We start from the raw sequence: 26,602 nt of genomic DNA on the forward strand, positions 1-26,602 counted from the left end.
CTCTCTTTCCTTCGATCCGGTCACAGCTCGAGCCCGCCCTCACGGGCGGCTTCGGCGACGGCCGCGACACGGCCGTGGTACTTGTTGCCACCGCGGTCGAAGACCACGGCGGTGATGCCGACGGCCTTGGCGCGCTCGGCGATCAGAGCGCCCACCTTGGCGGCCTTGTCCTTCTTCGTGCCTTCGGCGGAGGCCAGGTCGGGCTCCATGGACGAGGCGGACACCAGGGTGTGGCCGACGGTGTCGTCCACGACCTGGGCAACCATGTGACGGTTGGAACGGGTGACCACCAGGCGCGGACGCGCGGCAGTGCCGTTGATCTTCTTGCGAAGGCGCAGGTGACGACGCTTGCGAGCGACGAACTTGCCCTTGCCCTTGACGGTGTAGGACATCACTTGCCTGCCTTTCCGACCTTGCGACGGATGACCTCACCCACGTAGTGGATGCCCTTGCCCTTGTAGGGCTCCGGCTTCTTCAGCTTGCGGATGCGGGCGGCCGTCTCGCCGACGAGTTGCTTGTCGATTCCGTGGACCGTGAACTTGGTCTGCGACTCGACGGTGAACTCGATGCCTTCGGGGGCGGCGACCGGGACCGTGTGCGAGAAGCCCAGGGAGAACTCCAGGTCCTTGCCCTTGGCGACGACGCGGTAACCGGTGCCGGTGATCTCGAGCTGCTTGGAGTAGCCCGCGGTCACGCCGACGACCATGTTGTGGATGAGAGTGCGGGTCAGGCCGTGCAGCGAACGCGAGAGGCGCTCGTCGTCGGGACGCGTGACGACGATCTGGCCGTCCTCGAGGGCGACCTGGATCGGCTGAGCGACCTCGTGGCTGAGCTGGCCCTTGGGACCCTTGACGGTGACGGTCTGGCCGTCGATGGTGACGTCGACGCCCGCAGGGACGACGACGGGGTTCTTACCGATGCGCGACATGTGTCAGTCTCCTTCTCACCAGACGTAGGCGAGGACTTCGCCGCCCACGCCCTTGTCGGCCGCCTGGCGGTCGGTGAGCAGGCCGGAGGACGTGGACAGGATGGCCACGCCCAGGCCGCCGCGGACCTTGGGCAGGTTGGTGGACTTCGCGTACACGCGCAGACCCGGCTTGGACACACGCTGCAGACCCTGGATGGCGGACTCGCGGTGCGAGGTGTACTTCAGGGTGAGGGTCAGCGTGCGACCCACGCGGGCGTCCTCGACGGAGGTGGAGGCGATGTAGCCCTCTTCCACGAGGATGTCGGCGATGGCGGCCTTGAGCTTCGAGTAGGGCATCGAGACCGAGTCGTGGTGCGCCCGGTTGGCGTTGCGCAGACGCGTGAGCATGTCTGCGATGGGATCAGTCATTGTCATTGGGGAATTTCCCCTTCCTCGTCGCGGTTTCTCCGGCACACCGGGACCTGCGACGTCAGTGTTACCAGCTGCTCTTGGTGACGCCCGGCAATTCGCCCTTGAGGGCGAGCTCGCGCAGGCAGACTCGGCACAGTCCGAACTTGCGGTACACCGAGCGCGGACGACCGCACTTGTTGCACCGGGTGTAGGCGCGCACCGCGAACTTCGGGGTGCGGGCAGCCTTGACCTTGAGGGACGTCTTGGCCATGGGTCAGTCCTCCTTGAAGGGGAAGCCGAGGTGACGCAGCAGGGCGCGGCCCTCTTCGTCAGTCTTGGCCGAGGTCACGATCGTGATGTCCATGCCGCGCACGCGGTCGATGGAGTCCTGGTCGATCTCGTGGAACATCGACTGCTCCGTCAGACCGAAGGTGTAGTTGCCGTTGCCGTCGAACTGCTTGGCCGACAGACCGCGGAAGTCGCGGATGCGGGGCAGGGCGGTCGAGAGCAGGCGGTCCAGGAACTCCCACATCCGGTCACCGCGGATGGTCACGTGTGCGCCAATGGCCTGGCCCTCACGCAGCTTGAACTGTGCGATGGACTTCTTGGCCTTGGTCACCACGGGCTTCTGACCGGTGATCAGGGTGAGGTCGCGGATGGCGCCCTCCAGGGCCTTCGAGTCGCGTGCGGCCTCGCCGACACCCATGTTGACGACGATCTTCACCAGACCGCCGACCTCCATGACATTGCCGTGCTGGAACTCCTGACGCAGGGCGTCGCGGATCTCCGAGTTGTACTTTTCCTTGAGGCGGGGGGCCATCTCAGATCTCCTTGCCCTGCTCGATGCCGCGCTTGGCGCCACCGCGGGTGACGCGCACGCGGACGGTGCGGGTGCGGCCATCGCGCTCGACGGTGTCCTCGCGGAAGCCGACGCGCACGCGCTGCTTGGTCTCGGGGTCGACGAGGGCGACCTTCGAGATCGCAATCGGGGCCTCGACGGTTTCGATGCCGCCGGCCTGGCCGTTCGCACCCTGGCGGACGTGGCGGGTCTTGAGGTTGACGCCTTCGACGAGGACCTTGCCCTCCTCGGGCAGGACCTTGATGACACGCCCCTGCTTGCCCTTGTCGCCGGGCTTGAGGGGTTCGAGGCCCTCGGCCTGACGGCGGGCGTTGCGCTCGGCCAACTTGGCCTCGTCGCAGGTACGGCCACGAACGACCTCGACCAGGTCGTCCTTGCGGATCTTGGCTGCCATGTCAGATCACCTCCGGTGCGAGGGACACGATCTTCATGAACCTCTTGTCACGCAACTCGCGGCCCACGGGGCCGAAGATGCGGGTGCCACGGGGTTCCCCGTCGTTCTTGAGGATGACGGCCGCATTCTCGTCGAAACGGATGTAGGAACCGTCGGCGCGGCGGGTCTCCTTGCGAGTGCGGACGACGACCGCCTTGACGACGTCACCCTTCTTCACGCTGCCGCCGGGGATGGCGTCCTTGACGGTGGCGACGATGACATCGCCGATTCCCGCGTAGCGGCGACCCGAACCACCGAGCACTCGGATGGTGAGGATCTCTTTGGCGCCAGTGTTGTCGGCGACCTTGAGTCGCGACTCCTGCTGGATCATTTTCTGTTGACTCCTGTCGTCGAGCCGGTTCTCTTGGGAGCATTACTTCCCGCGAGCCTTGCCGAACGTGCATTGACCGTTGCGCATCGTTGCCGACAACAGTGCGAACGCACCACGGAGCCGTGGTGTTGCTCGCTCTCACTACCGACGCGGGCACAGTGCACCCGCGTCACGCAACCCGTCCACCCTACCCCAGCCCAGTGCCCGCAAGGAAACCACCAGGACGTGACCTCCCCCATGCCCCGATGTGCGTCGAGTGCGCCACCGGGTGTCGGTGCCACGCGAAGAGCCCGGCCCCCGCGAAGGGGGTCGGGCTCTTGTGAGGTCCGCGGTCAAGCCAAGTGCAAGCTCACTTGGCCTTTTCGAGGATCTCGACGATGCGCCAGCGCTTGGTGGCGGACAGCGGCCGGGTCTCCATGATGAGGACGAGGTCGCCGATGCCGCACTCGTTCTTCTCGTCGTGGACCTTGACCTTCTTCGACTTGCGCATGACCTTGCCGTAGAGGGCGTGCTTCACGCGGTCCTCGATCTCGACGACGACGGTCTTGTCCATCTTGTCGGACACGACGATGCCACGACGGACCTTGCGCTCATTGCGGGGGGTGGACTCGGACATCTTGCTCACTCCTGGGTGCTCGGTGCGGTGCGGTAGCCGAGCTCCCGCTCACGCGCGATCGTGTAGATGCGGGCGATGTCACGGCGCACGGTCTTCATGCGACCGTGGTCCTCGAGGGAGCCGACCGCCTGCGCGAAACGCAGGTTGAACAGCTCGGCCTTGGCCTTCTCGAGCTCCTTGGACAGCTGAGCGTCGTCCATGGCGTCCAGGTCGGCGGTGGTCAGACCCTTGTCGGCCATCAGAAATCACCACCCTCACGGACCACGAAACGGGTCTTCATCGGAAGCTTGTGCTGGGCGCGGCGCATGGCCTCGCGGGCCAGGGCCTCTGGCACGCCGGCCAGCTCGAACATGATGCGGCCGGGCTTGACCGGGGCGATCCACCACTCGACCGAGCCCTTGCCCGAGCCCATACGGGTCTCGGCGGGCTTCTTCGTCAACGGGCGGTCGGGGAAGATGTTGATCCACACCTTGCCACCACGCTTGACGTGACGGGTCATGGCGATACGGGCTGCCTCGATCTGACGGTTGGTCACGTAGGCCGCCTCGAGAGCCTGGATGCCGTACTGGCCGAAGGCCAGCTCGGTGCCACCGGTCGCATTGCCGGTGCGGTGGGGCCGGTGCTGGCGGCGCCACTTGGTGCGACGGGGAATGAGCATGGGGCTCAGGCCTCCGTTCCGGTCTCGGAGCCGGCCGCGGCGGGAGCCGCCTGGGCCTGGCTGTTGTCCTGGGGACGGCCACCACGACGGGGGCCGCGGCGGTCACCGCGACGACCCGCGCCGCCGCGCTGGGCCTGCTCGGCCTGCTGACGTGCGAACTCGCGTTCGGTGATGTCGCCCTTGTAGATCCAGACCTTCACGCCGATGCGGCCGAAGGTGGTACGGGCCTCGTGGAATCCGTAGTCGATGTTCGCGCGCAGGGTGTGCAGCGGCACGCGGCCCTCGCGGTAGAACTCGGAGCGGCTCATCTCGGCTCCGCCGAGACGACCCGACACCTGGACACGGATGCCCTTGGCGCCGGCGCGCTGCGCGGACTGGATGCCCTTGCGCATGGCGCGACGGAAGGAGACGCGGGCAGCCAGCTGCTCGGCAATGCCCTGGGCCACCAGCTGCGCATCCAGGTCGGGGTTCTTCACCTCGAGGATGTTGAGCTGGACCTGCTTGCCCGTGAGCTTCTCCAAGGAGACGCGCAGGCGGTCGGCCTCGGCGCCGCGGCGGCCGATGACGATGCCCGGGCGGGCGGTGTGCAGGTCCACGCGCACACGGTCGCGGGTGCGCTCGATGTCGACCTTGGCGATACCGGCGCGCTCAAGGGTCTGCGAGAGCGTCTTGCGGATGGCCACGTCCTCGGCCACGTAGTCGGCGTAACGCTGACCCTTCGTGGACGAGTCGGAGAACCAGCGGGACCGGTGGTCAGTGGTGATTCCCAGGCGGAACCCGGTGGGGTTGACCTTTTGGCCCATTACCGGTCTCCCTTCTTCTTGTCTTCCTTCGTGCCCACCACGACGGTGATGTGGCTCGAACGCTTGAGGATGCGTCCTGCGCGACCCTGCGCGCGGGGACGGAACCGCTTCATGGTCGGGCCCTCGTCGACGTAGGCCTCGAGCACCAGCAGCTCGGCCTCGTTGAAGGTCTCCCCTGCCAGTTCGGCCTTGACCTTGGAATTGGCCACTGCCGAGAGCAGAACCTTGCGGACATCGGTGGCGACTGCCTGCGGGGCGAACCGCAGGATGTCGGCGGCCTCCAGTGCGCCCTTGCCGCGAACCTCGTTCACGACGCGGCGCGCCTTCTGGGGCGTGACGCGCACGTATCGCGCCTGCGCCTTGGCTTCCATTGCTTCCTGCCTCTACTTCTCAGTGGGCCGGCTCAGCGCCGGCGCCCCTTGCGGTCGTCCTTGTCGTGGCTGCGGAAAGTGCGCGTGGGAGCGAACTCGCCGAGCTTGTGTCCCACCATGGACTCGGTGACGAACACGGGCACGTGCTTGCGACCGTCGTGGACGGCGAAGGTCAGTCCCAGGAAGTCCGGGGTGATGACCGAGCGACGCGACCAGGTCTTGATGACGTTCTTCGAGCCGGTCTCGATCGCGGCGTCGACCTTCTTCATGAGGTGGTCGTCGACGAAGGGACCCTTCTTCAAACTACGCGGCATGTTTCCAGCTCCCTATCAGCGCTTCTTGCCGGTCTTGCGACGACGCACGATGAGGCGGTCGCTGGCCTTGTTCGGACGACGGGTGCGGCCCTCGGGCTTGCCCCAGGGGCTGACGGGGTGACGGCCACCGGAGGTGCGGCCCTCGCCACCACCGTGCGGGTGGTCGACCGGGTTCATGACGACACCACGCACGTGGGGGCGCTTGCCCTTCCAGCGCATGCGACCGGCCTTGCCCCAGTTGATGTTCGACTGCTCGGCGTTGCCGACCTCGCCGACGGTGGCGCGGCAGGTGATCTCCACGTTGCGGATCTCACCGGAGGGCATGCGCAGCTGCGCGAAGCGGCCCTCCTTGGCGACCAGCTGCACCGAGGTGCCGGCGGAGCGGGCGATCTTGGCGCCACCACCGGGCTGCAGTTCGACGGCGTGCACGACGGTGCCCAGCGGGATGTTGCGCAGCGGCAGGTTGTTGCCGGGCTTGATGTCGGCAGCAGGTCCGGCCTCGACCAGGTCACCCTGGGAGAGCTTCGCGGGGCACAGGATGTAGCGCTTCTCGCCGTCGGCGTAGTGCAGCAGCGCGATGCGGGCGGTGCGGTTGGGGTCGTACTCGATGTGGGCGACCTTGGCCGGCACGCCGTCCTTGTCGTGGCGACGGAAGTCGATGAGACGGTAGGCGCGCTTGTGGCCACCGCCGCGGTGACGGGCGGTCACACGGCCCAGGTTGTTGCGGCCACCGCTCTTGTGCAGGGGGCGGACCAGCGACTTCTCGGGCTCGTCGCGTGTGATCTCGACGAAGTCGGCGACACTCGAGCCACGGCGACCCGGGGTCGTGGGCTTGTACTTACGGATTCCCATGTTGTTCCTCTACCTTCCGACGCCTCAGGCCTGCTCGCCGAAGATGTCGATGGAGCCTTCACGCAGGGTCACGATGGCGCGCTTGACGTCCTTGCGACGTCCGGTGCCGGTACGGGTGCGGTACACCTTGCCCTTGCGGTTCTGGGTGGCGATGGCGCCGACCTTGACGCCGAAGATGGCCTCGATGGCGATCTTGATCTCGGTCTTGGTCGCGCGGGGGTCAACCTCGAACGTGTACTTGCCCTGGTCCATGAGGATCGAGGACTTCTCGGTCACGACGGGCTTGAGGATGATGTCGCGGGGGTTCTTGCCCGACTCGATCGTGCTCACTTGCTCTCCTCCTTGGTGCCGAGGAAGGTCTGAAGGGCGCCGAGGGTGAACACGACGTCGTCGGCGTCCAGGACGTCGTAGGTGTTCAGCTGGTCGACCCACAGGACGTGGACCTCGGGGATGTTGCGCAGTGACAGGGCCTGGACCTCGTCCGTGCGCTCCAGGACCACGAGGGCCTGACGCTCGGCGACGAGGGCGCGCAGGGCGGCCAGTGCCTTCTTGGTCGAGGGGGTCTCCCCCTCCACCAGGGCGGTCACCACGTGGATGCGGTCGGCGCGGGCGCGGTCCGACAGGGCCGAGCGCAGGGCGCCGACCTTCATCTTCTTGGGGGTCCGCTGGGAGTAGTCGCGCGGCTGGGGTCCGTGGACGACGCCACCACCGGTGAACTGGGGGGCGCGGATGGAGCCCTGGCGGGCGTTGCCGGTGCCCTTCTGGCGGAAGGGCTTCTTGCCGCCGCCGGAGACCTCACCGCGGGTCTTCGTGGCGTGGGTGCCCTGACGGGCGGCGGCCAGCTGGGCCACGACGACCTGGTGCATGAGGGGGATGTTGGTGGCCACGTCGAAGACCTCGGCGGGGAGGTCGACGGTGGAGGCCTTCTTGCCCTCGACGTCGAGGACGTCGACAGTACGGATCTCGGTCATGGTCACGCACCCTTCACGGAGGAGCGAACCAGCACCACGCCGTTCTTGGGGCCCGGGATGGCGCCGCTGATGAGCAGCAGGCCCTTCTCGGTGTCCACGGCCTGGATGGTGAGGTTCTGGACGGTACGACGCACGCCACCCATGCGGCCGGCCATGCGCTGGCCGCGGAAGATGCGACCGGGGGTCGCGCAGGCCCCGATGGAGCCCGGCTTGCGGTGGTTGCGGTGGGCACCGTGGGAGGCGGAGACACCGGCGAAGCCGTGACGCTTCATGACGCCGGCGAAGCCCTTGCCCTTGGTGGTGCCGGAGACGTCGACGGCCTGGCCGGCTTCGAAGGCGGCGGCGGAGAGTTCCTGTCCGACCTCGAAGGAGTCGACGCCGGAGGTGCGGACCTCGGCGAGGTGACGCTTGGGGGCCACACCGGCCTTGGCGAAGTGACCGGCCAAGGGCTTGGTGACCTTGCGGGCGTCGATGTCGCCGAAGCCGATCTGGACGGCGCTGTAGCCGTCGACCTCATCGGTGCGGATCTGGGTGACGACGTTGGTGTCCACCTGCACGACAGTGAGGGGCACCAGGCGGCCGTCGGCGTCCCACACCTGGGTCATGCCGAGCTTGCGGCCGAGCAGGGCCGTGACCGGCCTGCCAGCGTGCTGCTTCTTGTCAGTTGTCATTGCAGATGTCCTCAGAGCTTGATCTCGATGTTGACGTCCGCGGGCAGGTCGAGACGCATGAGCGAGTCGACGGCCTTGGGGGTCGGGTCGATGATGTCGATGAGCCGCTTGTGGGTGCGCATCTCGAAGTGCTCGCGGCTGTCCTTGTACTTGTGGGGCGACCGAATGACGACGAACACGTTCTTCTCGGTCGGCAGCGGCACCGGGCCCACCACGGTGGCGCCTGCACGCTGCACGGTTTCCACGATCTTGCGCGCGGAGCTGTCGATGACCTCGTGGTCATACGACTTGAGCCGGATGCGGATCTTCTGTCCCGCCATGCCGTCCTACCTCTTCTCGTACAGATCTCTCACCGGTCCCCGCGCCCGAACGCGCCGCATCGGCGACGTTCCTGTCCGCGGTTCCCCCTCTGGGCGGGGGTGGACCGTTGTCTTGTCCAAAGATCTTGGGCCATCCGGCCCGGTCCTCGGGGCTGCAGGCCCGTCGGTACCGCCCCGCGTCGGCGGGGCAACCGTCCCAGTCTTGCAGATTCGCACTTTGCCCTTCAAGTTCGCCCTGAAGGGGTGCCGTGTGAATCCGCTGACAGGAATCTCTTCAGTTCCTTGCCGCCACGGGAACCGTCCCCGAGGGGCGGCTCCGGTGCGGCGGCACCGAGGACCCACCGTACCCCGCGCTCGGGCGTGTCGCAAAGTCGGTGTGTGTCACATCCGCCCTCGTCCTCATTCCTGAGGGGCGGCCTTGGCCTTGCGCGGCTTGACGGGCAGCCCCGACCACCAGACGTACACGCCGACAAGGACCAGGGCGCCGAGGATCCAGAAGATCCACCAGGGGAAACCCGGGACCTCCGGGGGTGAGCCGGCCTTGGCGACGTCGGCGGCGGGGGTCGGAACGACCCGCTCCCCCGTGAGCAGGATGCGGTGGCTGTTGATGCCCAGGGGTGTGCATGTGACCAGTGTCGCCAAGTCCTTGCCGGGCTCGACCCGCAAGGATTCGGTTTCCTCCGGCTGGACGACCTTGGCGTCGCGCACGCGGTAGGTGAGGACTTCGCCGAAGACTTCGACGGTGAAGGAGTCTCCGATCTTCACCTTGTCCAGGTCGGTGAACATGCGGGCGTCGGCCAGACCCCGGTGCGCCGTGAGAACCGTGCGCCGGTCCGCTCCCCCGACGGGCAGGGAGGTGCCTTCGAGGTGCCCGACCCCTTTGAGCAGGGAGCGTTCGTCCGTGCCGTGGTAGATGGGCAGGTCGACGTCGATGACGGGGATGCGGACGCGGCCCATGAGGCCGTCGGCATTGGCCGTGAGGATCTTGCGGTAGTCGAGGACGGAGCCGCTGCTGCCCTGACCGGTGGGCACATTCGTGTTGGCCTCCAGCAGGGCGCCCACGCTCAGCGCTTCGTTGTACTGGCGGGCCTCGCTCAGTTGGGTCCTTGCGTCGGGGTCGGTGTGGGCCACCTGCTGTTCGTAGGCGGTGACGACCTTCGACTGGTTGTACTGGGTCAGCCAGGCGGCGACCGTCGGGTACGACAGGGCGAGGATCCCGAGGAGGGCCAGCAGAGCGGGCAGCAGGGAGAGTCGGTTGAGCCTCCAGCGAGGGCGGGCGCCGTGTGCGGCGCCCTGTCTCGTCGTGCTCCGTGCCATGGGGGTCCTTGTCGGGGTGGGAAGTGGGGGCGAGGACGGAAGTGGCGGGGAGGCTTTCACCTCCCCGCCACTTCCGTCAGTCAGAGTACCTGATGAGTGGGTCAGTCCCGCTTGGAGGCGATTCGGCGCGACACGAAGGTCGCTCCGACCGCCGCCAGCAGCAGGGCGATGCCACCGATGGTGAGGAGCATCTGGCCGTTGGCACCGGTCAGGGGCAGCTGCGGGACGGTCTGCTTCGAGTTGTCGATGGTGACGTTGTCCGTGGTCTGAGTGCCGGCCTGGATCTGGACCCTGGTCAGTGCGGCGTCGCCGGAGGGCTGGACGTAGCCCGCGGGGGCGGCGACCTCTTCGAGGATGTAGCAGCGCTTGGTGTTGTCCGGGGTCACCGACTGCTCTCCGGGGGCGCCGACCTTGGAGTCGATGAACAGGCCGTCGATCTTCACGGTGCCGTCGGCGGCGGTGGTGAAGGTGTCGACGCCGCCGATGGTGATGGGCTGGGACTCGTCACCGGGGGTGGCGGCGTCGTCGGTGGCCTTGACTGCGGCGGAGCAGTCGGCGGCGAAGGGATCCTGCGCGTTGTAGACCTTGAAGGAGGCGCCGGTGAGCTTCTTCCGGTTGTCCTTGTCCTGCTTGGTGATGACCAGGTCGCCCCAGTTCGAGGCCACGGGGTTGGTCGGGCTGCCCGGGTCGTCGGTCGGAGGGACGTTCGGGGTGTTGGGCTTGGTGGGCAGGGTGTCCACGTGCAGGGTCGCCGTGTTCGGGATGGTGCCGTCGGCGGGGACGCTCTTGACCTCGGCGGTGAAGGTCACGCGGATCTTGGCATTGGGCTTGCTCTTGAGGAAGGTCAATCCGTCCGCCGTGAAGGACAGGACTGCCGGGTCGGTGCCGTCGGCGGTCTTGGTGTAGTTGGCGGGATCGACGGCGGTCCATGCGGCCTGTCCGGCTTCCTGGATCTCCACCTGGGCGATCTTGCCCTTGTGCAGGTTGTCGCTGAAGTCGTCCTTGATGACGAAGTAGCTGAAGAACTCTCCTTCGGCCACGCTGGGCACCTTGGCCTCGACGGGGAAGGTCAGCTGGTCGCCGGTCTTGATGCCGTGTCCGGCGCCGTTGACCGTGATGCCCTTGGTCGGGGCCTGGACCACGGTGTTCTTCGGGTAGACGTGGACGTCGTAGATCCAGTTCCCGGATCCGGAGTCACCCTGGCGGACCGTGCCGGAGCCGTTGTCCGGGAAGGGGATGGTGACGATGAAGGGCGCGGCCTTCTTCTTCACGGTGGACGGGCTCGTGGTCTCGCAGACCAGGTAGGCCTTGACGGACAGGTCGCCGATGCTGGCCTCGCCCTGGTCGGTCGTGGTGGTGCTCGGCAGGCCTGCGCCCAGGTTGTAGTTGCCGGTGTTCAGGCGAATGGTCGTGGGCGTGGCATCGCAGATGTTGGCCGGAACGGAGTATCCGCCGCTCAATTCGTTCCACGAGGCCTGGACGGAAAGGTCGAGGCCTTCGATCGGGTAGGCGGTGAAGATCACACCGGGAACGCCCACACCCGTGGAGTTGTCGCCATTCGGCTCGGCCTCGTCCTTGTTCTGCGAGCCCGACTCGCGCTTGTGGATCTTGATCGAGCCCTTCGCGTTGGGGTCGATGTTGCCGTCAGCCGCGTGGGCTGCGGTCGACGCCAGGCCGGTCAGGCCCAGGGCCAGGACGGCGCTGAGCGCCAGTCCGCGCCGGACGGGAGTGTGCTTGTGGGTCACAGGAAACTGCCTCTCACGGTGTGTCTCGATGGGTTTGATGGGTCGTGTTGTCGCTTCTCGACTTCGGCCGGAAGTTCGGAATTCCTCAAGGCGCCTGTCGGAACGCGCAGCAGGTCATGAGCCTATCCTCTGTCGCATCCGTTGTGCGATGACGGCGGCCACGATTGCAAGGAGTGATACTGAGAAACCCAAGAAGATGTACAGGTCCGAGCTTGCTCCGCCGGTCAATGGGAGGCCGGGAACCGGGACCTTTGCATTCGTGAACGAATTCGGGAATGAATGCTCCGGAGCATCCTTGGAAATGGTGAATGTGTGCGGCGTCGCATCCATGACGTACCCCACGGGCGCCTTTGATTCAACCAGGGAGAATGAATTCGGTTTCTCGTTCCAGACCAGTCCGGAAACCATGAATGCACCTGCGGCCGGGTCCTGGTCGACATGGGGGGCGGCCGGAGTGGCCGGGGCACAGGGGTCGGTGGTGCAATCCGTCACCGTGACCGTGGTCGAGGGGGCAGTGGTGGCCGGAGGCACCGGGATCCCTGCAATGATGAGCGACCATTCGGAGCCGGCCAGCGCTTCGCCGTTGTCGGCGTCGACCTTCCTCCAGCGCACCGTGCCCGTGTCCAGGCGCACGTTGGCGATCTTGCCCCCGTCATCCACTGCGCCGCCCCGGGGCAGCGAGACCACAAGGTTCAGGGCATTGATCTGCGGGAACTCATGGACCGTCGGGTCGTGAAGGTAACCGAGGGGGGCGGTCTTCTCGACAATGGAGTAGGTCCCCCATTTCAGGTCCCTCACCGTGAAGGATCCCGGAGCCGGATCGCCGTCCGAGTACGCACCCGTGGGGCACGGAGCGTTCACGCAGTCGGCGACGACAGCACCTGCCGGGACGTCCGGGCCGGTCAGTGACCACTCGGATCCGCCGACCGCAACGCCCGTGAGGGCGTCCTTCTTGCCCCATTCCAGGGTGCCCGGCTTCGTCGTGTTCGTGACCTCGCAGGTGATGCGATCCCCCTGTCCGACGGTGACCGTGGCTGTTCCATCGACCGTGGGGGCCACGGTGGTGCTGAAGACGTCGCCGGGGCGAGCGTCCTCCGACTGGGTGCAGGTCCACTGTCCCATCTCGTACCCATGTTGAGCGACGGGAAGGTCCGTCCTTTCCTTGATGGTGATCGTCTTCGAGTTCGCCGGCAGCGCCAGGAGGGCCTGATCGGCCCACGTGCCCTCGTGAGTGACCTGTTTCGAAACGCCTTGGTGGTCGGTCCACTCGGCGGTGAGTTTCCACGCCTCGGGGGGCAAGGAAGGTACTTCCTGCGAGGAGTAGGTGTCATCGACCTTCTTGACCAACTGGATGGTGGGGACCAGGATCGTCTCGATCGCGTGGTCCTCGACCTCGCCGCTGAGGGTCAGGCCCGTCGGTCGAATGTCGGCCGGGGTGCCGTCACGATTCGCTCCGGCAATGCGCAGACGCAGGAAGGTGTTCTCGACGGTGGAGGTCGCAGGATCGTCGCTGCGCCTGGCGTCCATGGGGACCGTCCACTGCAGATTCGCCCGGCCCGACGACGGGCAGGTGGTGGGCTGGGAACGCTCGGTGTCGTCGTCGAAGGTGCCATTGAGGTTCCAGTCGATCCAGCCCACCACCTGTGCCCCTTCACCGTGGCACGAAACGTTCTGGGACCACGTGAGACCGGGAAGCGTGCGGATTGTGGCGTCCAGACCCTCCAGGGCATCCTCGTCATCATCGGCAGTAGGCGAACCCGGGCCGTCGCTGCCACTGAGGTCGTCGCCGTCGGCCCCCGGGGTCGGATTCTGGACGGAGTCGTGGTCGGTGTACCTTCCCAGGCCGATCTTGGGCGCAGAGGCCGTGGCCACGAGTTGCCGGGCCTGGGCCGCGGAAAGGTTGTACCAGTTGCCCACCGCCTCCCTGGGCGGGGTCGAGGCGGACACGTCCAGCGCCCCTGCGCCACCCAGCTCGCCGCCGTCCCAGGAAGGCTGGAAGACGGATCCGGCATGGCCGTAGCTGTCTGGGGCGTCGCCGAAGTCGACGTAGGAGACGACCCCCAGAGCGATGGCGGAGACGCCACCGCCCTTGAGTTCGACGTAGCCGCCGTCCGCATTCTCCATGAAGAGCACGGAGGAGGGGCCGCCGTTGACCGTTCCACCGTAGGCGCACTCTTCCTTGTCCGGGCGCAGCTGGAAGCCGGTCTTGTCGCCGCCCGGATAGGGGAAGGTGTACTCGCCGCCCCACGAGTTCGTCGTGCAGGTGCCCTCACGGAAGGACTCCAGGAGGCGGAAACGCACCTCGTCGTCACTTCTGCCGTCCATGGGGATGGGGGCCATGGACACGGATTCGCGTACGGAGCTCCGGCCCAGCCAATTCGAGGCCTCAGCATCCGCGTAGACCATGCCGGCCATGGGAAGGAGGGTCTTGGGCAGGTTGTCCAGCGCGGCCTTGGTCGGCCGCGCGGGCGACTCGATGACATAGGTGTCGCACTGGACCTTGAAGTAGGCGTTCGCGGAGACGTCGTTCACCCCGCGCTGCGCGTTGGCGATGCCGATGGGCAGGCCCGAGCTGTAGGAGCCCGTGCTGCGTACTCCGTTGTCGTAGTTGACCGAGTTGTTGTAGAGGCGGGCAAGACCGTCCCCGCGCCACGTGCCGGGCACGTATCCCAGGGTGAGGCCGGCGTTGACGGTGGCGCCCGTGGCAGGGTCGACGTAGGTCGTGGAAACCTCACTGACCGTGCACTTGCTGGAACGCCACAATCCTGTGGCCATTGCGGTGGGCGTGGACCAGACGGTGGAGGTGACCCCGTCGTGGAGGCGGTTGCCGGACAGGTTCGACGCGCCGCTCCAGTCGATCCAGTCGATGACGGTCTCGTACTTTCCCGCGCCACCATCCGGTGTGCCGTGGACGGCCCGGGCGGGCTGCACCGGGGTCACGGCCAAAAGGGTGCCCAGGACGATTCCATGGACGATACCGGCGCTGAGGACGAGCGCACTGAGGCGACCGTGTGATCGACGACGTCGACCTTGGGGCGTCGAAGGCATTGCCAACACTCCATCAGCGGTGATCGTGTGCGTGCGTGGACGGGTTGTCCGGCATCCGAAGCCCAGACTACTGTGCACCCGCGCAGCATTTGAAGGAGATTCACCGGGATTAAGATCACGCCGCGTCGTCCCCTCAGGCACTTCGATTGCGCCACTGGAGGCCACAACCCGACCGAGGACGCCCGGTTTCAATGCTGGAAGCGCACGATTCCGCGGAAATCGCCGCCTTGATCCGCCATCCGTCGGCGTGGTCCACACCCGGTTCGACCGGCCGGTCAGGCAATGAGTCTCAGTTCCTGTGTCCACATACGACGGGGCCCGTCGTCCCTTCGGACGACGGGCCCCGCAAGAGGTGGGACCATCAGATCCTGACCGTCATGATCACTTCTGGATCTCGGTGACACGGCCGGAACCGACCGTGCGGCCACCCTCACGGATGGCGAAGCCCAGACCCGGCTCCATGGCGATGGGCTGGATCAGCTCGACGGCGATCTCGGTGGTGTCACCGGGCATGACCATGTCGCGACCCTCGGGCAGGGTGATGACGCCGGTCACGTCGGTGGTACGGAAGTAGAACTGCGGGCGGTAGTTGGTGAAGAACGGGTTGTGACGGCCGCCCTCCTCCTTCTTCAGGATGTAGACCTGACCCGTGAACTGGGTGTGCGGGGTGATCGAACCCGGCTTGGCGACGACCTGGCCGCGCTCGACCTCGTCACGCTTGGTGCCGCGCAGCAGCAGACCACAGTTCTCGCCGGCCCAGGCCTCGTCCATCGACTTGTGGAACATCTCGATGCCGGTGACGGTGGTCTTCTGCGGCTCGCGGATGCCCAGGATCTCGACCTCGGAGTTGATCGGCAGCTTGCCGCGCTCGACACGGCCGGTGACCACGGTGCCGCGACCGGTGATGGTGAAGACGTCCTCGATGGGCATGAGGAACGGCTTGTCCATGTCACGTTCGGGGGTCGGGACGTAGGTGTCGACGGCCTCCATGAGCTCCTCGATGGCGGCAACCCACTTGGGGTCGCCCTCGAGGGCCTTGAGGGCCGAGACCTTGACGATCGGGGCGTTGTCGCCGTCGAAGCCCTGCGAGGAGAGCAGGTCGCGGCACTCCTCCTCGACCAGTTCGAGCATTTCCTCGTCGTCCACGGCGTCGGACTTGTTCAGCGCGACGAGCATGGCGGGAACGCCGACCTGGCGGGCGAGCAGCACGTGCTCGCGGGTCTGGGCCATCGGGCCGTCGGTGGCGGCGACCACGAGGATCGCGCCGTCCATCTGGGCAGCGCCGGTGATCATGTTCTTCACGTAGTCGGCGTGGCCGGGGGCGTCCACGTGTGCGTAGTGACGCGCCTCGGTCTGGTACTCGACGTGCGAGACGTTGATGGTGATGCCGCGCTCGCGCTCCTCAGGAGCGTTGTCGATCGACGAGAAGTCCCTCGTCTCGTTCAGGTCGGGGTACTTGTCCGCCAGAACCTTGGAGATAGCTGCGGTGAGCGTGGTCTTGCCGTGGTCAACGTGACCGATGGTGCCGATGTTGACGTGCGGCTTGCTGCGCTCGAACTTGGCCTTCGCCACTTGTGTCCTCCTGGACTCGGGTAGAAATTCTCAGCCTGGGGCTGGGTGTCACTCTAACACCCACTTGAGCCTGAGACCTACAGGGTTTTCTTGGTGTGAGGCGGGTCGCTCCGCCCTCGCCATCCGCCGACGTGGCCGCCAGCGGACATTCGACGAGGGCGGGGACAACCCGACCCCGTGGGACTCACTCGCCCCGAGACTTGCCGATGATCTCGTCCGCGACATTGCGCGGGACCTCGGCGTAGCTGTCGAACTGCATCGAGTACACCGCACGCCCCTGCGTCTTGGAACGCAGGTCGCCGACGTATCCGAACATCTCCGACAGCGGGACCTGCGCGCGCACCACGCGCACACCGTGCTGCTCATCCATCGACTGGATGGCACCACGACGCGAGTTCAGGTCGCCGATGACGTCGCCCATGTACTCCTCGGGAGTACGGACCTCGACGGCCATGATCGGCTCGAGCAGAACTGCCGAGGCCTTCTTCGCAGCCTCCTTCAGCGCCATCGAACCGGCGATCTTGAACGCCATTTCCGAGGAGTCGACCTCGTGGTAGGCACCGTCGAGCAGGGTGGCCTTGACACCCACCATCGGGTAGCCCGCCAGGACACCCGACTGCATGGCGTCCTGGATGCCCGCGTCGACCGAGGGGATGTACTCGCGCGGGACGCGGCCACCGGTGACCTTGTCCACGAACTCGTAGTCCTTCTCCGCGTCGGCGGCAATGGGCTCAAGGGCGATGATGACACGCGCGAACTGGCCGGAACCACCGGTCTGCTTCTTGTGCGTGTACTCGTGCTTGTCCACCGACTTGCGAATGGTTTCGCGGTAGGCGACCATCGGCTTGCCGACATTGGCCTCGACCTTGAACTCGCGACGCATGCGGTCGACGATGATGTCCAGGTGCAATTCGCCCATGCCGCCGATGACGGTCTGGCCGGTCTCCGCGTCCAACTCGACGGTGAAGGTCGGGTCCTCTTCGGCCAGCTTCTGGATGGCGGTGCCCATCTTCTCCTGGTCGGCCTTCGACTTGGGCTCGACGGCCACGTGGATGACGGGCTTGGGGAAGGTCATGGACTCCAGGATCACCGGCTTGTCAATGGCCGACAGGGTGTCACCGGTGGTGGTGTCCTTCAGGCCGATGACGGCGTAGATGTGGCCGGCGTGGGCGACCTCGACCGGGTTCTCCTTGTTGGAGTGCATCTGGAAGATCTTTCCGATGCGCTCCTTCTTGCCCTTGGTCGAGTTGATGACCTGGGTGCCGGTGTCCACCTTGCCGGAGTACACGCGGATGAAGGTGAGTTTGCCGAAGAAGGGGTGCGCGGCGATCTTGAACGCCAGGGCCGCGAAGGGCTCGTCCTCCTTGGGAAGACGGGTCTCGGTGGGCTCCTCCTCGTGGCCGGGCTTGAAGCCGACCACCGGCGGGATGTCCAGGGGCGAGGGCAGGTAGTCCACGACACCGTCCAGGACCGGCTGCACGCCCATGTTGCGCAGGGCCGTGCCGCAGTAGACCGGGAAGGCGCGCCCCGAGATGGTCAGCTCGCGCACACCCTGCTTGATCTGCTCGACGGTCAGCTCACCGTTTTCCAGATAGGCCTCGGTCAGCTCGTCGTTGGCGTCCGCAGCGGCCTCCATGAGCGCCTCGCGGTACTCCTCGGCCTTGTCCTGCAGTTCGGCGGGGATCTCACCGCGCACGACCAGGGCGCCCATGGTCGCCTGGCCGGACTCGTCCTTGGCCGGGTAGCGCACGGACTCCATGGTCACCAGGTCGATGGTGCCTTCGAAGTCGCTCTCGGCGCCGATGGGCAGGTGCATGACGATCGGGGTCGCGTTCAGACGATCCTTGATGGTCTGGACGGAGAAGTAGAAGTCCGCGCCCATCTTGTCCATCTTGTTGATGAAGCAGATGCGGGGGACGTCGTACTTGTCGGCCTGACGCCACACGGTCTCCGACTGGGGCTCGACACCCTCCTTGCCGTCGAAGACGGCGACCGCACCGTCGAGGACGCGCAGGGAGCGCTCGACCTCGACCGTGAAGTCCACGTGGCCGGGGGTGTCGATGACGTTGATCTGGTTGCCGTTCCAGAAGGAGGTGACAGCAGCGGAGGTGATCGTGATGCCACGCTCCTTCTCCTGCTCCATCCAGTCGGTGGTGGAGGCGCCGTCGTGCGTCTCACCGATCTTGTAGTTGATGCCCGTGTAGAACAGGATGCGTTCGGTCACGGTGGTCTTGCCGGCATCGATGTGGGCCATGATGCCGATGTTGCGGACCTTGTTCAGGTCGGTCAACACCTCTAGTGCCACGGAGAAAGTCCTTCGCTCGAATTGCTCGGTTGTTGGCTGTGTGGATGGGCGCCGTCCTCAGAAGAGGGCGACCCGATCGGCCGTGTCGGCTTCCCGGGCCGCCCTCGTCACCAGGATGGTCACCAGCGGTAGTGGGCGAACGCGCGGTTCGACTCGGCCATCTTGTGCATGTCCTCGCGGCGCTTGACAGCGGCGCCGAGGCCGTTGGAGGCGTCGAGGATCTCGTTGGCCAGACGCTCGGTCATGGTCTTCTCGCGACGCTGACGCGAGAAGTCGACCAGCCAACGCAGGGCCAGGGTGGTGGCACGGGCGGGACGGACCTCGACCGGAACCTGGTAGGTGGCGCCACCGACGCGGCGGGAGCGGACCTCCAGGGCGGGGCGGATGTTGTCCATCGCGCGCTTGAGGACGGCCACGGGATCCTGGTCGGTGCGCTCACGCACGGTCTCCAGGGCGCCGTAGACGATGCGCTCGGCAATGGTCTTCTTGCCGTCCAGCAGGACGCGGTTGACCAGCTGGGTGACCATCCTCGACCCGTAGACCGGGTCCTCGACCAGCGGACGCTTGGGAGCGGGGCCCTTACGAGGCATTACTTCTTCTCCTTCTTCGCGCCGTAACGGGAACGAGCCTGCTTGCGGTTGCGCACGCCCTGGGTGTCCAGGGAGCCGCGCACGATGCGGTAGCGGACACCGGGAAGGTCCTTGACACGACCGCCACGGACGAGGACGATCGAGTGCTCCTGCAGGTTGTGGCCCTCACCGGGGATGTAGGCCGTGACCTCGATGCCCGAGGACAGGCGCACACGGGCGACCTTGCGAAGCGCCGAGTTCGGCTTCTTCGGGGTGGTGGTGTACACGCGGGTGCACACGCCGCGGCGCTGGGGCGAGCCCTTGAGCGCGGGGGTCTTGACCTTGCCGCGCTTGGAGCTGCGGCCCTTGCGGACGAGCTGCTGAATGGTTGGCACTGGGACTCCAGTTCTGTTTTCCGTCTTCGGTCGGACCGCCCGGCCCGACCCTTGTGGGTCAGTCTGCCGAGACCGGTCGAGCCCCCCATTGGGCGCACAGATGTCCACCGGGGGCCGGTGCGCCATGATGTCCCTGCGCTGGGCGCACGCCCGGAGGCGTTTCGGGTCAGAGGATGACGCCCGGAGCTCCGACGGAAGTGGAGCCCGCGTGCCGAAGCCCCTTCACGAGGTCGGAGCCCGGCTCGCCCGGCACTGGGCCGGGACGGGGAACCCGCACGGACGCGGGTCACCGCAGGCAAGACTAGTGGCCCCACGCGAGGCCGGTCAACGCGGCCCCGCGTGACCTGCGACGCAGGAAGAGCCGACCACTGACCTCGCCCACGGTCCACAGGGGCCCGTCACGCCCGCGAAGAACTCCACCTTTCCGGGCACGCCTCACAAGAGTAAGGTGTGCCTCAGTCAATCTCAGCGGTATCTGCAGCAATGAGGAGCCCCGTGTCCGACTCAACCCCCGAGATCCGCACCTCCAGCAGGAAGGGAATGCGCGATTCCGTCCTGGGAACCCGAAACCTCATGACCATCGCGGCCCTCAGCGTCGTCGGCTCCCTGATCGTCGTGCCCCTGTCGATCCTCACCCCGGCCTTCGCCACGACCCCCCGGGCGATCCTCGTCATGTGCGCGACCATGGGCATCTGGTACATCGCCTATCTGCTTCCGGGACTCCTGGTGCCCAAACCCGGAGCATTCCTCGTGGCGGGCCTGCTCATGGGGATCGTCTCGACCTTCACCACGCCACTCGGCCCGACCGCCGTCATCGGAAACCTCATCGGCGCCGCCTTCCTCGAGATCCCCATGGCCGTCCTGCTCTACAAGAAATGGGCGTGGTGGTCCTACGGGCTCGGTGCGATCGTCTTCGGCGGCACCAACGCCGCAATGTACGCAAGCGCCTACAACATCGACCAACCCCGATCCGAATTCGTCATCGGCATCGTCATCGCGATTCTCTCCTGCTTCGTCGTCCTCGCCCTGGGCCTGGTCCTTCGTCGCCGCCTCCAGCGCGCCGGTGTCGGAGTCCGGCAGTGACCCCGACGCCGAGGAGCGCCGCCACGGACTCCTCCGGCAACGGCCTGCCCTGCGACCTCGTCGCACGCCTGGCCGATGTCCAGGTCCGCTACCACGGACGCGCCGACTGGATCCCCTCCGCGCCATTCGACCTCGACCTTCGCGCGGGAACCTCGACCCTGCTCGTCGGCCCCTCCGGGTGCGGGAAGTCGACCCTGTCGCTGACCGTCGACGGCCTGGTCCCCCACTCACTGCCCTCCGACTACAGGGGATCGGTCCTCGTGGGCGGAAGCGAAGTCGCCGATGTCGACATCGCACCCCTGGCCACAAAGGTCGCGCTGGTCATGCAGGACCCCGATTCCCAGATCGTGCGACGCAGCGTCTGGGACGAGGTCTGCTACGCCCTGGAGAACCTGTGTCTGCCCCTGAGCCAGATCGATGAGCGCGCCGAAGAAGCACTGCGCCTTCTCGACATCGTCGACCTCGCCGCACGCGACCCGTGGCAGCTCTCAGGAGGTCAACGCCAACGTGTCATCCTCGCCGGCGCCCTCGCCCAGCGCCCTGAGATCCTCGTCCTGGACGAGCCGACCGCGAATCTCGACCCGGTGGCCGCCCACGACTTCCACCGCGCCATCGAAACCCTGACCGATCACGGCACCACCCTGCTCATCGTCGAGCACAATCTTGACGACCTCGCCCACCGCGTCGACAGGGTCGTCGCACTCGACGCCTCCGGTTCCCTCCTGGCCGAGGGGAGCGCGCGCGAGGTCTTCACCGGCTCTGCACGCCTCCTGGCCGACGCGGGCATCCGTCTGCCCACCTCCGTCGATCTCGGACTTCGCCTGGGAATCGACCCGCCCCTGGGCCCCGAAGAGACGACCTCGGCCCTGCGCCGCCTCTTCGGTTCAGCCCCTCCGGCAACGATCGACGAGGACGGCGACCGACCCGAGGAGATCGCGACTGCCCCCACCGAGGACTCCCGCGTGGTCCTGGAGGCCGAGAACCTGTGCGTCGGCAACTCCCGCCACCCGATCCTCACCGACATCGACCTGGCTGTCCGCTCAGGTGAAATGACCGCTCTGCTCGGAACGAATGGATCCGGAAAGTCCACGCTCCTGCGCGCCCTCGTCGGCCTCCAACGAATCTCCCCCGGAACGGTCCGCTCCGGCCGCGAGCGCAGGCGCGGACGCGCCACCGGGGCGTGCACACTGGTCACCCAGAATCCCGAGCACCAGTTCGTCACCGCCTCCGTGCGTGACGAACTGGCCCACTCGATGCGTCTGGCCGGACGCCCCGCGGCCCAGATCGACCAGGTCGTGGCCGATCTTCTCGACGAACACGGCCTGACGGCCTTGGCCGACCGCAATCCATTCACCCTGTCGGGCGGGCAGAAGCGTCGTCTCTCCGTCGCAGCGGCCCTGACCGTGCAGCGTGAACTCGTTCTCCTTGACGAGCCGACCTTCGGCCAGGACGAACACCACGCCCGCTCCCTCATGGAACACATGCGCTCCTTCGCCGGTCAGGGCGGGGCCGTCCTCTTCGCCACCCACGACCTGTCCATCACCGCCGACTTCGCCCAACGCGTCATCGTCCTCGCCGATGGCCGCATCGTCGCCGACGGCCCGGCCCGTCGTCTCCTGGCCGACCGTGAACTCCTCGAATCGGCGGGCCTGCGCCCCACTCCCCTGGCACTCATCGCCGATCGGGCGCGCGCCGACGGCGTGGCGGCTCCGCACTGGCTCTCCCGCCTCGACCTGCCCGACCTGTGTGAGGAGGAGATCCTTCATTGACCACTGCCCTGCTGCCCCCGCCGCCCACGCCGCGCCCCGGACTTTCGGGAATGCTGCGCCTCGACCCGCTTGCGCCACTCATCGCGATCATCGCCCCGATCGCGGCGATCAGCACCTCCTGCACGTGGGAGGTGGGGGCGCTCACCATGTGCGTGCTCCTGCCCCTGCTGGTCGTCATCCAACCGCGACGAGGCGCCTGGGCGGCCATCGGGATCCTCGTGTTCACCACGGTCCTCACCCTGGGATTCGCCTCGACCACTGACATCGGTCACGAAAGGGCCCAGGCGATCATCTCCCACCTGGGGTGGTTCTCCCCGACCCAGTGGGACGGCGCCTTGAACTTCACGGCGCGCGTCGGCGCGATCCTGACCCTGCTGCTGGCTGCGGGTCTGCTCAGCGGACCCGAGGACACGATCCGCGCATTCGTCGTTCACCTCAAGATGCCCAATCGCATCGCTCAAGCGGGCATCGCCGCACTCGGTTTCGCCTCCGTCCTGCGTCGCGAACAGCGTTCGATCATCGAGGCCCACATCCTGCGAGGCTCCGCCCTCGACGCCCCGATCCTGGGAGGCGCGATCCGCTGGTTCCGCTCGATGCCCGCCCTCGTCGCCGCAGCGGTGCGCCACGCCGAGCGCGTCTCCATGTCGATGGACGCCCGAGCCTTCGGCGCCCACCCGACGCGCACCGAACGCACCGACTTCTCCTGGAGGATGCGCGACACCGTGTTCCTCATCCTCGCCTTCGCCGCCACCGGCCTGCTCATCGGCGCCTACTGGGACGTGGGCTTCGCAATCCAACACAACCTCGCATGAAAGTGGCAGACCCCATGACCCTCTCCGACATCCTGCGTCCGGTGAGTTCGACCATGAAGGCCGTTTTCGCCCTCGGTTTCATCGCCTCCGGATTCACGCTGCTGGCACCCATCGCCGTCACACAACTGTCCCACTCGGCCCTGGCCGGCAACCTGACCGCCACTTCGGTCTGGTTCTGGCTGGCCATGATCGTCCTCGGATTCGTCGCGTCGCACCTGATCGCCACCGGAGCGACCGGACACGCGCACATGGTCGAGTCGAAGTTCCGGTACGACCTGCGCTCGCGGATCGCCCGCCACATGGGTCGCCTGCCACTGGGCTGGCACACGTCGGAGGCCTCCGGGCGCGTACGCACGATCATCTCCGAGGACGTGACCAAGATCCACACGATCATCGCCCACACGGGAACCGATCTCGGCCACGCGGTCGGGACGATCCTGCTCGGATCGATCTACCTGTTCACCCTGTCCTGGCAGTACGCCCTGGTCGTGGTCGGGTGGCTGGTCGTCTCGATCGTCGTGTTCTCCTTGGCGATGCTCACGAACCCCACGACCTCGATGGAGGTCTTCAACGAGGCCGAGAAGGACTTGACCGCCTCGACGATCGAGTTGGCGGACGGAATCGCGACCGTCAAGGCCTTCGGCATGTCCGGATCCTTGTTCCAACGCTTCTCCGACGCCTTGGACCGGTACACGAACGCCTCGTACGCGTGGATGAAGGGGCCGGGCAAACCGATGGCGGTCATGATGGCCCTGATCTCACCGGCCGGAATGCTCGTCCCGATCCTCGTCGGCGCTTGGGCGCTGGTCGGCGCCGGAATCGTCGAGCCCATCCTCATCGTGCCTTTCCTGCTGGTCGGAGTGACGCTGCCGTCCGGGCTGGCCAATGTCGTCCCCCTGATGCATCTGGTCGAACGCGGCAAGGACGCAGCGGAGAGCATCGGAGCCCTCCTGGCCGAACCGGCGCTTCCGGAAGCCGCCGAGCCCCGCACGATCCCCGAAGGGGCTCGTGCGGACATCGTCTTCGAGAACGTGTCCTTCCGTTACGCCCCCGACGCGCCGTGGGCCCTGCGTGAGATCGACGCGCGTTTCCCAGCGGACCGGGTCACGGCCGTCGTCGGCCCCTCGGGCTCCGGCAAGTCGACTCTGGTCAAACTCATCGCGCGTTTCTGGGACGTGGACGAAGGACGTGTCCTCCTGTCGGGAGTACCCATCACCGAACTCGCATCCTCGGACCTGCTCTCCCGTCTGACGATCGTCCTGCAGGACGGGGGACTGCTGACCGACACCGTTGAGGCCAACATCCGGCTCGGGCGCCCCTTGGCCACCAGGGAGCAGGTCGAGGCCGCAGCCCACCGGGCTCGCATCGATGGGCGCATCCGCGAACTGCCCGACGGCTACGACTCGGTCATCGGAACCGGAGGGGTCCATTTCTCCGGCGGTGAGGCCCAGCGCATCGCCTTGGCCCGCGCATTCCTCACCGGATCCGAAGTCCTCCTCCTCGACGAGGCGACCGCCCAGGCCGACCCGCATTCCGAACGCCAGATACAAGAGGCACTCGGCACATTGGCCGCCGGACGCACGACCATCGTCATCGCCCACCGCCTGGCCACGATCGTCGACGCCGACCAGATCCTCGTCCTCGACTCCGGACGCATCGTCGAATCCGGAACACACGCAGAACTCCTCACCCGTGGGGGGACCTACGCCGCAATGTGGGAGGCCCAGCAATGATCCGCCAACTCCTGTCCCTGTTGGACCGGACGCGTGCCGCGAAGACCATGTTCGCGCTGCACCTGCTCGGAGGCGTCTTCCAAGGCGTTGCCCTGGCCCTCCTGGTCCCCTTCCTGGCGGGCTTCCTCACCGGCGCCCCGGATGTGCGCTGGTTCGGGGGCGTCCTGCTTGCCGTCGTGATCGCATTGGCGGCCTCGATCGCCGGCTCGGTCATCGCCTTCCGCGTCTCCTCCTTCGACCTGTGCGGAACCCTCATCCGCAAGGTGGGGCTGCGAGTCCAGGAACTGCCGCTGGGGTGGTTCCAGGCGGATTCGACCGGCAAGATCACGACGGCGACCTCGACGGGCATCTCCACCCTGTCCCACCTGCCCTCCATCGTCCTGCCCCAACTCGCATCGATGGGAGGGGCCTCCGCCGCCCTGTTCGTGGCCGCCTGCCTGTACGACTGGCGGATGGGACTGTCACTCCTGGTCGCCGTCCCGGTCGCCGTCGTCGCCCTCGGACTCTTGAAGCGCACGGTCATCGTCGAGCACGAGGCGGAGGAGCAGGCGATGGAGGTCCTGTCCCAGCGGATCATCGAATTCTCACAGCTCCAGCCTGTTCTGCGCGCCACCGATTCCCTGAGACACGGCTGGACCCCGCTCGAAGACGCCTTGGCCCACGAACACCGCACGACAGATGATGCGGGCAAAGCGAAGGGACCTGCCGGTTTCCTCTTCCACACGGGCGTCGAGGCGGCCCTTGTCCTGGCGTTGGGGATCGGCGCCTTCGAATTGCTGGGCGGTTCCTTGTCTCCGACCGTCTTCGTGGCCCTGGCCCTCATGGCTGTACGTTTCGCCGAGCCGGTCGGGATGCTCGCCTTCTTCGTCGACCCCCTCCACCAGGGGCGAGTCGCCCTGGACCTCATCTCCTCGATCATCTTCGCCAAGACTCTGCCCGAACCCGATGAAGACCGGGCCCAGACCCCGACCGCTCCCTTCGGGGCCCAGGTCGAGCGCGTCGACTTCGCCTATTCGCCGGACAAGCCCGTGCTCCACGACCTGTCCTTGGATCTTCCCGCGCAGTCGGTCACCGCCCTGGTCGGCCCCTCGGGCTGTGGCAAGTCGACCCTGCTGCGCCTGGTGGCGCGGTTCTGGGACGTGGACGCGGGCGCCATCGGCGTCGGTGGCGCCGACGTGCGCCAGGTTCCCCTCACCGATCTCATGGGGTCCATGTCCATGGTCTTCCAGGACGTGTACCTCTTCGACACCTCCATCGAGGAGAATGTGCGCCTGGGACGGGAGGGCGCGTCGGAGGAGGAGGTCCGTCTGGCGGCCCGAAGGGCAGGACTCGACGAGGTCGTCGAAAGGCTGCCATTGGGATGGGACACGCCTGTGGGCGAGGGCGGTTCTGCCCTGTCGGGCGGCGAACGCCAGCGGGTGGCGCTGGCGCGCGCCTTCCTCAAGGACTCGCCGGTTCTTCTGCTCGACGAGGTGACCAGCGCCCTGGACGGCATCAACGAGGCGTCGGTGACCGCCGCACTGGCCGAACTTTCGCAGGGACGAACGGTCCTGGTCATCGCCCACCGCCTGTCGACCATCCGTCATGCCGACCGGATCGCCGTGTGCAACCGGGGTCGTGTCGAAGCCGTGGGCACCCACGAGCAGCTGTACGCCTCCAATGACACCTACCGTCAGTTCTGGCAGGACCAGTCCTGCGTGGAGCGCTGGCGGATCTCACGAGAGCAGGAGTGAGCCG

30 protein-coding genes are annotated in these 26,602 nt (G+C 66.8%); 5 read left to right on the forward strand and 25 right to left on the reverse strand.

The window, feature by feature from the left end:
• Positions 1–20 precede the first annotated feature (20 nt).
• From rplR to rpsL, 25 genes are all read right to left on the reverse strand, one after another.
• Positions 21–392: a 50S ribosomal protein L18 gene (gene rplR, locus I6B53_RS09120; protein ID WP_216763922.1), complete on the reverse strand. Its 372-nt coding sequence runs from the start codon at positions 390–392 to the stop codon at positions 21–23.
• Positions 392–928, reverse strand: a complete 537-nt coding sequence (gene rplF / locus I6B53_RS09125) for a 50S ribosomal protein L6 (RefSeq protein WP_216763923.1) — start codon at positions 926–928, stop codon at positions 392–394. Before rplF ends, rplR begins: the two co-directional genes overlap by 1 nt.
• A gap of 15 nt (positions 929–943) precedes the next feature.
• Positions 944–1,342 (reverse strand): 30S ribosomal protein S8, encoded by a 399-nt coding sequence (rpsH, locus tag I6B53_RS09130; protein ID WP_216763924.1) that lies wholly within the window; start codon positions 1,340–1,342, stop codon positions 944–946.
• A gap of 61 nt (positions 1,343–1,403) precedes the next feature.
• A complete protein-coding gene (locus tag I6B53_RS09135; RefSeq protein ID WP_216763925.1) occupies positions 1,404–1,589 on the reverse strand; it encodes a type Z 30S ribosomal protein S14 in 186 nt (61 codons plus the stop codon).
• 3 nt (positions 1,590–1,592) lie between these two features.
• Positions 1,593–2,138, reverse strand: coding sequence for a 50S ribosomal protein L5 (gene rplE, locus I6B53_RS09140; protein ID WP_216763926.1), 546 nt, complete (start codon positions 2,136–2,138; stop codon positions 1,593–1,595).
• 1 nt (position 2,139) lies between these two features.
• Positions 2,140–2,571: a 50S ribosomal protein L24 gene (gene rplX / locus I6B53_RS09145; RefSeq protein ID WP_216763927.1), complete on the reverse strand. Its 432-nt coding sequence runs from the start codon at positions 2,569–2,571 to the stop codon at positions 2,140–2,142.
• Between the two features lies 1 nt (position 2,572).
• Positions 2,573–2,941: a 50S ribosomal protein L14 gene (gene rplN, locus I6B53_RS09150; protein ID WP_216763928.1), complete on the reverse strand. Its 369-nt coding sequence runs from the start codon at positions 2,939–2,941 to the stop codon at positions 2,573–2,575.
• Positions 2,942–3,290: 349 nt separating this feature from the next.
• Positions 3,291–3,557 (reverse strand): 30S ribosomal protein S17, encoded by a 267-nt coding sequence (rpsQ, locus tag I6B53_RS09155; RefSeq protein ID WP_216763929.1) that lies wholly within the window; start codon positions 3,555–3,557, stop codon positions 3,291–3,293.
• Between the two features lie 5 nt (positions 3,558–3,562).
• Positions 3,563–3,796, reverse strand: coding sequence for a 50S ribosomal protein L29 (gene rpmC, locus I6B53_RS09160; RefSeq protein WP_216763930.1), 234 nt, complete (start codon positions 3,794–3,796; stop codon positions 3,563–3,565).
• The gene (rplP, locus tag I6B53_RS09165) at positions 3,796–4,215 is read right to left on the reverse strand and encodes a 50S ribosomal protein L16 (protein ID WP_216763931.1); all 420 of its coding nucleotides are present in this window, start codon (positions 4,213–4,215) and stop codon (positions 3,796–3,798) included. Before rplP ends, rpmC begins: the two co-directional genes overlap by 1 nt.
• Positions 4,216–4,220: 5 nt before the next feature.
• On the reverse strand, positions 4,221–5,018 hold the full coding sequence (rpsC, locus tag I6B53_RS09170) for a 30S ribosomal protein S3 (protein ID WP_216763932.1): 798 nt from the start codon (positions 5,016–5,018) through the stop codon (positions 4,221–4,223).
• Positions 5,018–5,389 carry a 50S ribosomal protein L22 gene (rplV, locus tag I6B53_RS09175; RefSeq protein ID WP_216763933.1) on the reverse strand — a complete coding sequence of 124 codons (372 nt, stop codon included), beginning with the start codon at positions 5,387–5,389 and terminating at the stop codon, positions 5,018–5,020. Before rplV ends, rpsC begins: the two co-directional genes overlap by 1 nt.
• A gap of 32 nt (positions 5,390–5,421) precedes the next feature.
• On the reverse strand, positions 5,422–5,703 hold the full coding sequence (gene rpsS, locus I6B53_RS09180; RefSeq protein ID WP_026460016.1) for a 30S ribosomal protein S19: 282 nt from the start codon (positions 5,701–5,703) through the stop codon (positions 5,422–5,424).
• Positions 5,704–5,718: 15 nt separating this feature from the next.
• A complete protein-coding gene (rplB, locus tag I6B53_RS09185) occupies positions 5,719–6,555 on the reverse strand; it encodes a 50S ribosomal protein L2 (RefSeq protein WP_216763934.1) in 837 nt (278 codons plus the stop codon).
• Between the two features lie 24 nt (positions 6,556–6,579).
• Positions 6,580–6,885, reverse strand: a complete 306-nt coding sequence (gene rplW / locus I6B53_RS09190; RefSeq protein WP_216763935.1) for a 50S ribosomal protein L23 — start codon at positions 6,883–6,885, stop codon at positions 6,580–6,582.
• Complete coding sequence (rplD, locus tag I6B53_RS09195; protein WP_216763936.1) at positions 6,882–7,526, reverse strand: 50S ribosomal protein L4; 645 nt, start codon at positions 7,524–7,526, stop codon at positions 6,882–6,884. Before rplD ends, rplW begins: the two co-directional genes overlap by 4 nt.
• Positions 7,527–7,528: 2 nt before the next feature.
• Positions 7,529–8,197, reverse strand: coding sequence for a 50S ribosomal protein L3 (gene rplC, locus I6B53_RS09200; protein WP_216763937.1), 669 nt, complete (start codon positions 8,195–8,197; stop codon positions 7,529–7,531).
• An 11-nt stretch (positions 8,198–8,208) separates the two neighbouring features.
• A complete protein-coding gene (rpsJ, locus tag I6B53_RS09205) occupies positions 8,209–8,517 on the reverse strand; it encodes a 30S ribosomal protein S10 (RefSeq protein ID WP_058237857.1) in 309 nt (102 codons plus the stop codon).
• Between the two features lie 399 nt (positions 8,518–8,916).
• Positions 8,917–9,834 (reverse strand): class C sortase, encoded by a 918-nt coding sequence (locus I6B53_RS09210; RefSeq protein WP_216763938.1) that lies wholly within the window; start codon positions 9,832–9,834, stop codon positions 8,917–8,919.
• Between the two features lie 101 nt (positions 9,835–9,935).
• Positions 9,936–11,579 carry a SpaH/EbpB family LPXTG-anchored major pilin gene (locus I6B53_RS09215; RefSeq protein WP_216763939.1) on the reverse strand — a complete coding sequence of 548 codons (1,644 nt, stop codon included), beginning with the start codon at positions 11,577–11,579 and terminating at the stop codon, positions 9,936–9,938.
• A 114-nt stretch (positions 11,580–11,693) separates the two neighbouring features.
• A complete protein-coding gene (locus I6B53_RS09220; protein ID WP_216763940.1) occupies positions 11,694–14,627 on the reverse strand; it encodes a CshA/CshB family fibrillar adhesin-related protein in 2,934 nt (977 codons plus the stop codon).
• 381 nt (positions 14,628–15,008) lie between these two features.
• Entirely contained in the window at positions 15,009–16,199 is a 1,191-nt protein-coding gene (gene tuf / locus I6B53_RS09225) for an elongation factor Tu (protein ID WP_216763941.1), read from the reverse strand.
• A gap of 184 nt (positions 16,200–16,383) precedes the next feature.
• Complete coding sequence (fusA, locus tag I6B53_RS09230; RefSeq protein WP_216763942.1) at positions 16,384–18,504, reverse strand: elongation factor G; 2,121 nt, start codon at positions 18,502–18,504, stop codon at positions 16,384–16,386.
• Positions 18,505–18,623: 119 nt separating this feature from the next.
• Entirely contained in the window at positions 18,624–19,094 is a 471-nt protein-coding gene (gene rpsG / locus I6B53_RS09235) for a 30S ribosomal protein S7 (RefSeq protein ID WP_216763943.1), read from the reverse strand.
• Complete coding sequence (gene rpsL / locus I6B53_RS09240) at positions 19,094–19,468, reverse strand: 30S ribosomal protein S12 (RefSeq protein ID WP_216763944.1); 375 nt, start codon at positions 19,466–19,468, stop codon at positions 19,094–19,096. The genes rpsG and rpsL overlap by 1 nt, the downstream gene beginning before the upstream one ends.
• 495 nt (positions 19,469–19,963) lie before the next feature.
• Between rpsL and I6B53_RS09245 the strand changes: the two genes are divergently transcribed.
• From I6B53_RS09245 to I6B53_RS09265, 5 genes are read left to right on the forward strand one after another with little or no spacing between them, the layout of a single operon-like run.
• On the forward strand, positions 19,964–20,551 hold the full coding sequence (locus I6B53_RS09245) for an ECF transporter S component (protein WP_253953854.1): 588 nt from the start codon (positions 19,964–19,966) through the stop codon (positions 20,549–20,551).
• Positions 20,548–22,320 (forward strand): ABC transporter ATP-binding protein, encoded by a 1,773-nt coding sequence (locus I6B53_RS09250; RefSeq protein ID WP_216763946.1) that lies wholly within the window; start codon positions 20,548–20,550, stop codon positions 22,318–22,320. Before I6B53_RS09245 ends, I6B53_RS09250 begins: the two co-directional genes overlap by 4 nt.
• Positions 22,317–23,132, forward strand: coding sequence for an energy-coupling factor transporter transmembrane protein EcfT (locus I6B53_RS09255; protein WP_216763947.1), 816 nt, complete (start codon positions 22,317–22,319; stop codon positions 23,130–23,132). The genes I6B53_RS09250 and I6B53_RS09255 overlap by 4 nt, the downstream gene beginning before the upstream one ends.
• Positions 23,133–23,146: 14 nt before the next feature.
• Entirely contained in the window at positions 23,147–24,865 is a 1,719-nt protein-coding gene (locus I6B53_RS09260) for an ABC transporter ATP-binding protein (protein ID WP_216763948.1), read from the forward strand.
• Positions 24,862–26,598: an ABC transporter ATP-binding protein gene (locus I6B53_RS09265; RefSeq protein ID WP_216763949.1), complete on the forward strand. Its 1,737-nt coding sequence runs from the start codon at positions 24,862–24,864 to the stop codon at positions 26,596–26,598. The genes I6B53_RS09260 and I6B53_RS09265 overlap by 4 nt, the downstream gene beginning before the upstream one ends.
• The last annotated feature ends 4 nt before the right edge of the window (positions 26,599–26,602 follow it).

The sequence above is a fragment of the Schaalia sp. 19OD2882 genome (assembly GCF_018986735.1).
In the GTDB taxonomy this organism is placed as follows: domain Bacteria; phylum Actinomycetota; class Actinomycetes; order Actinomycetales; family Actinomycetaceae; genus Pauljensenia.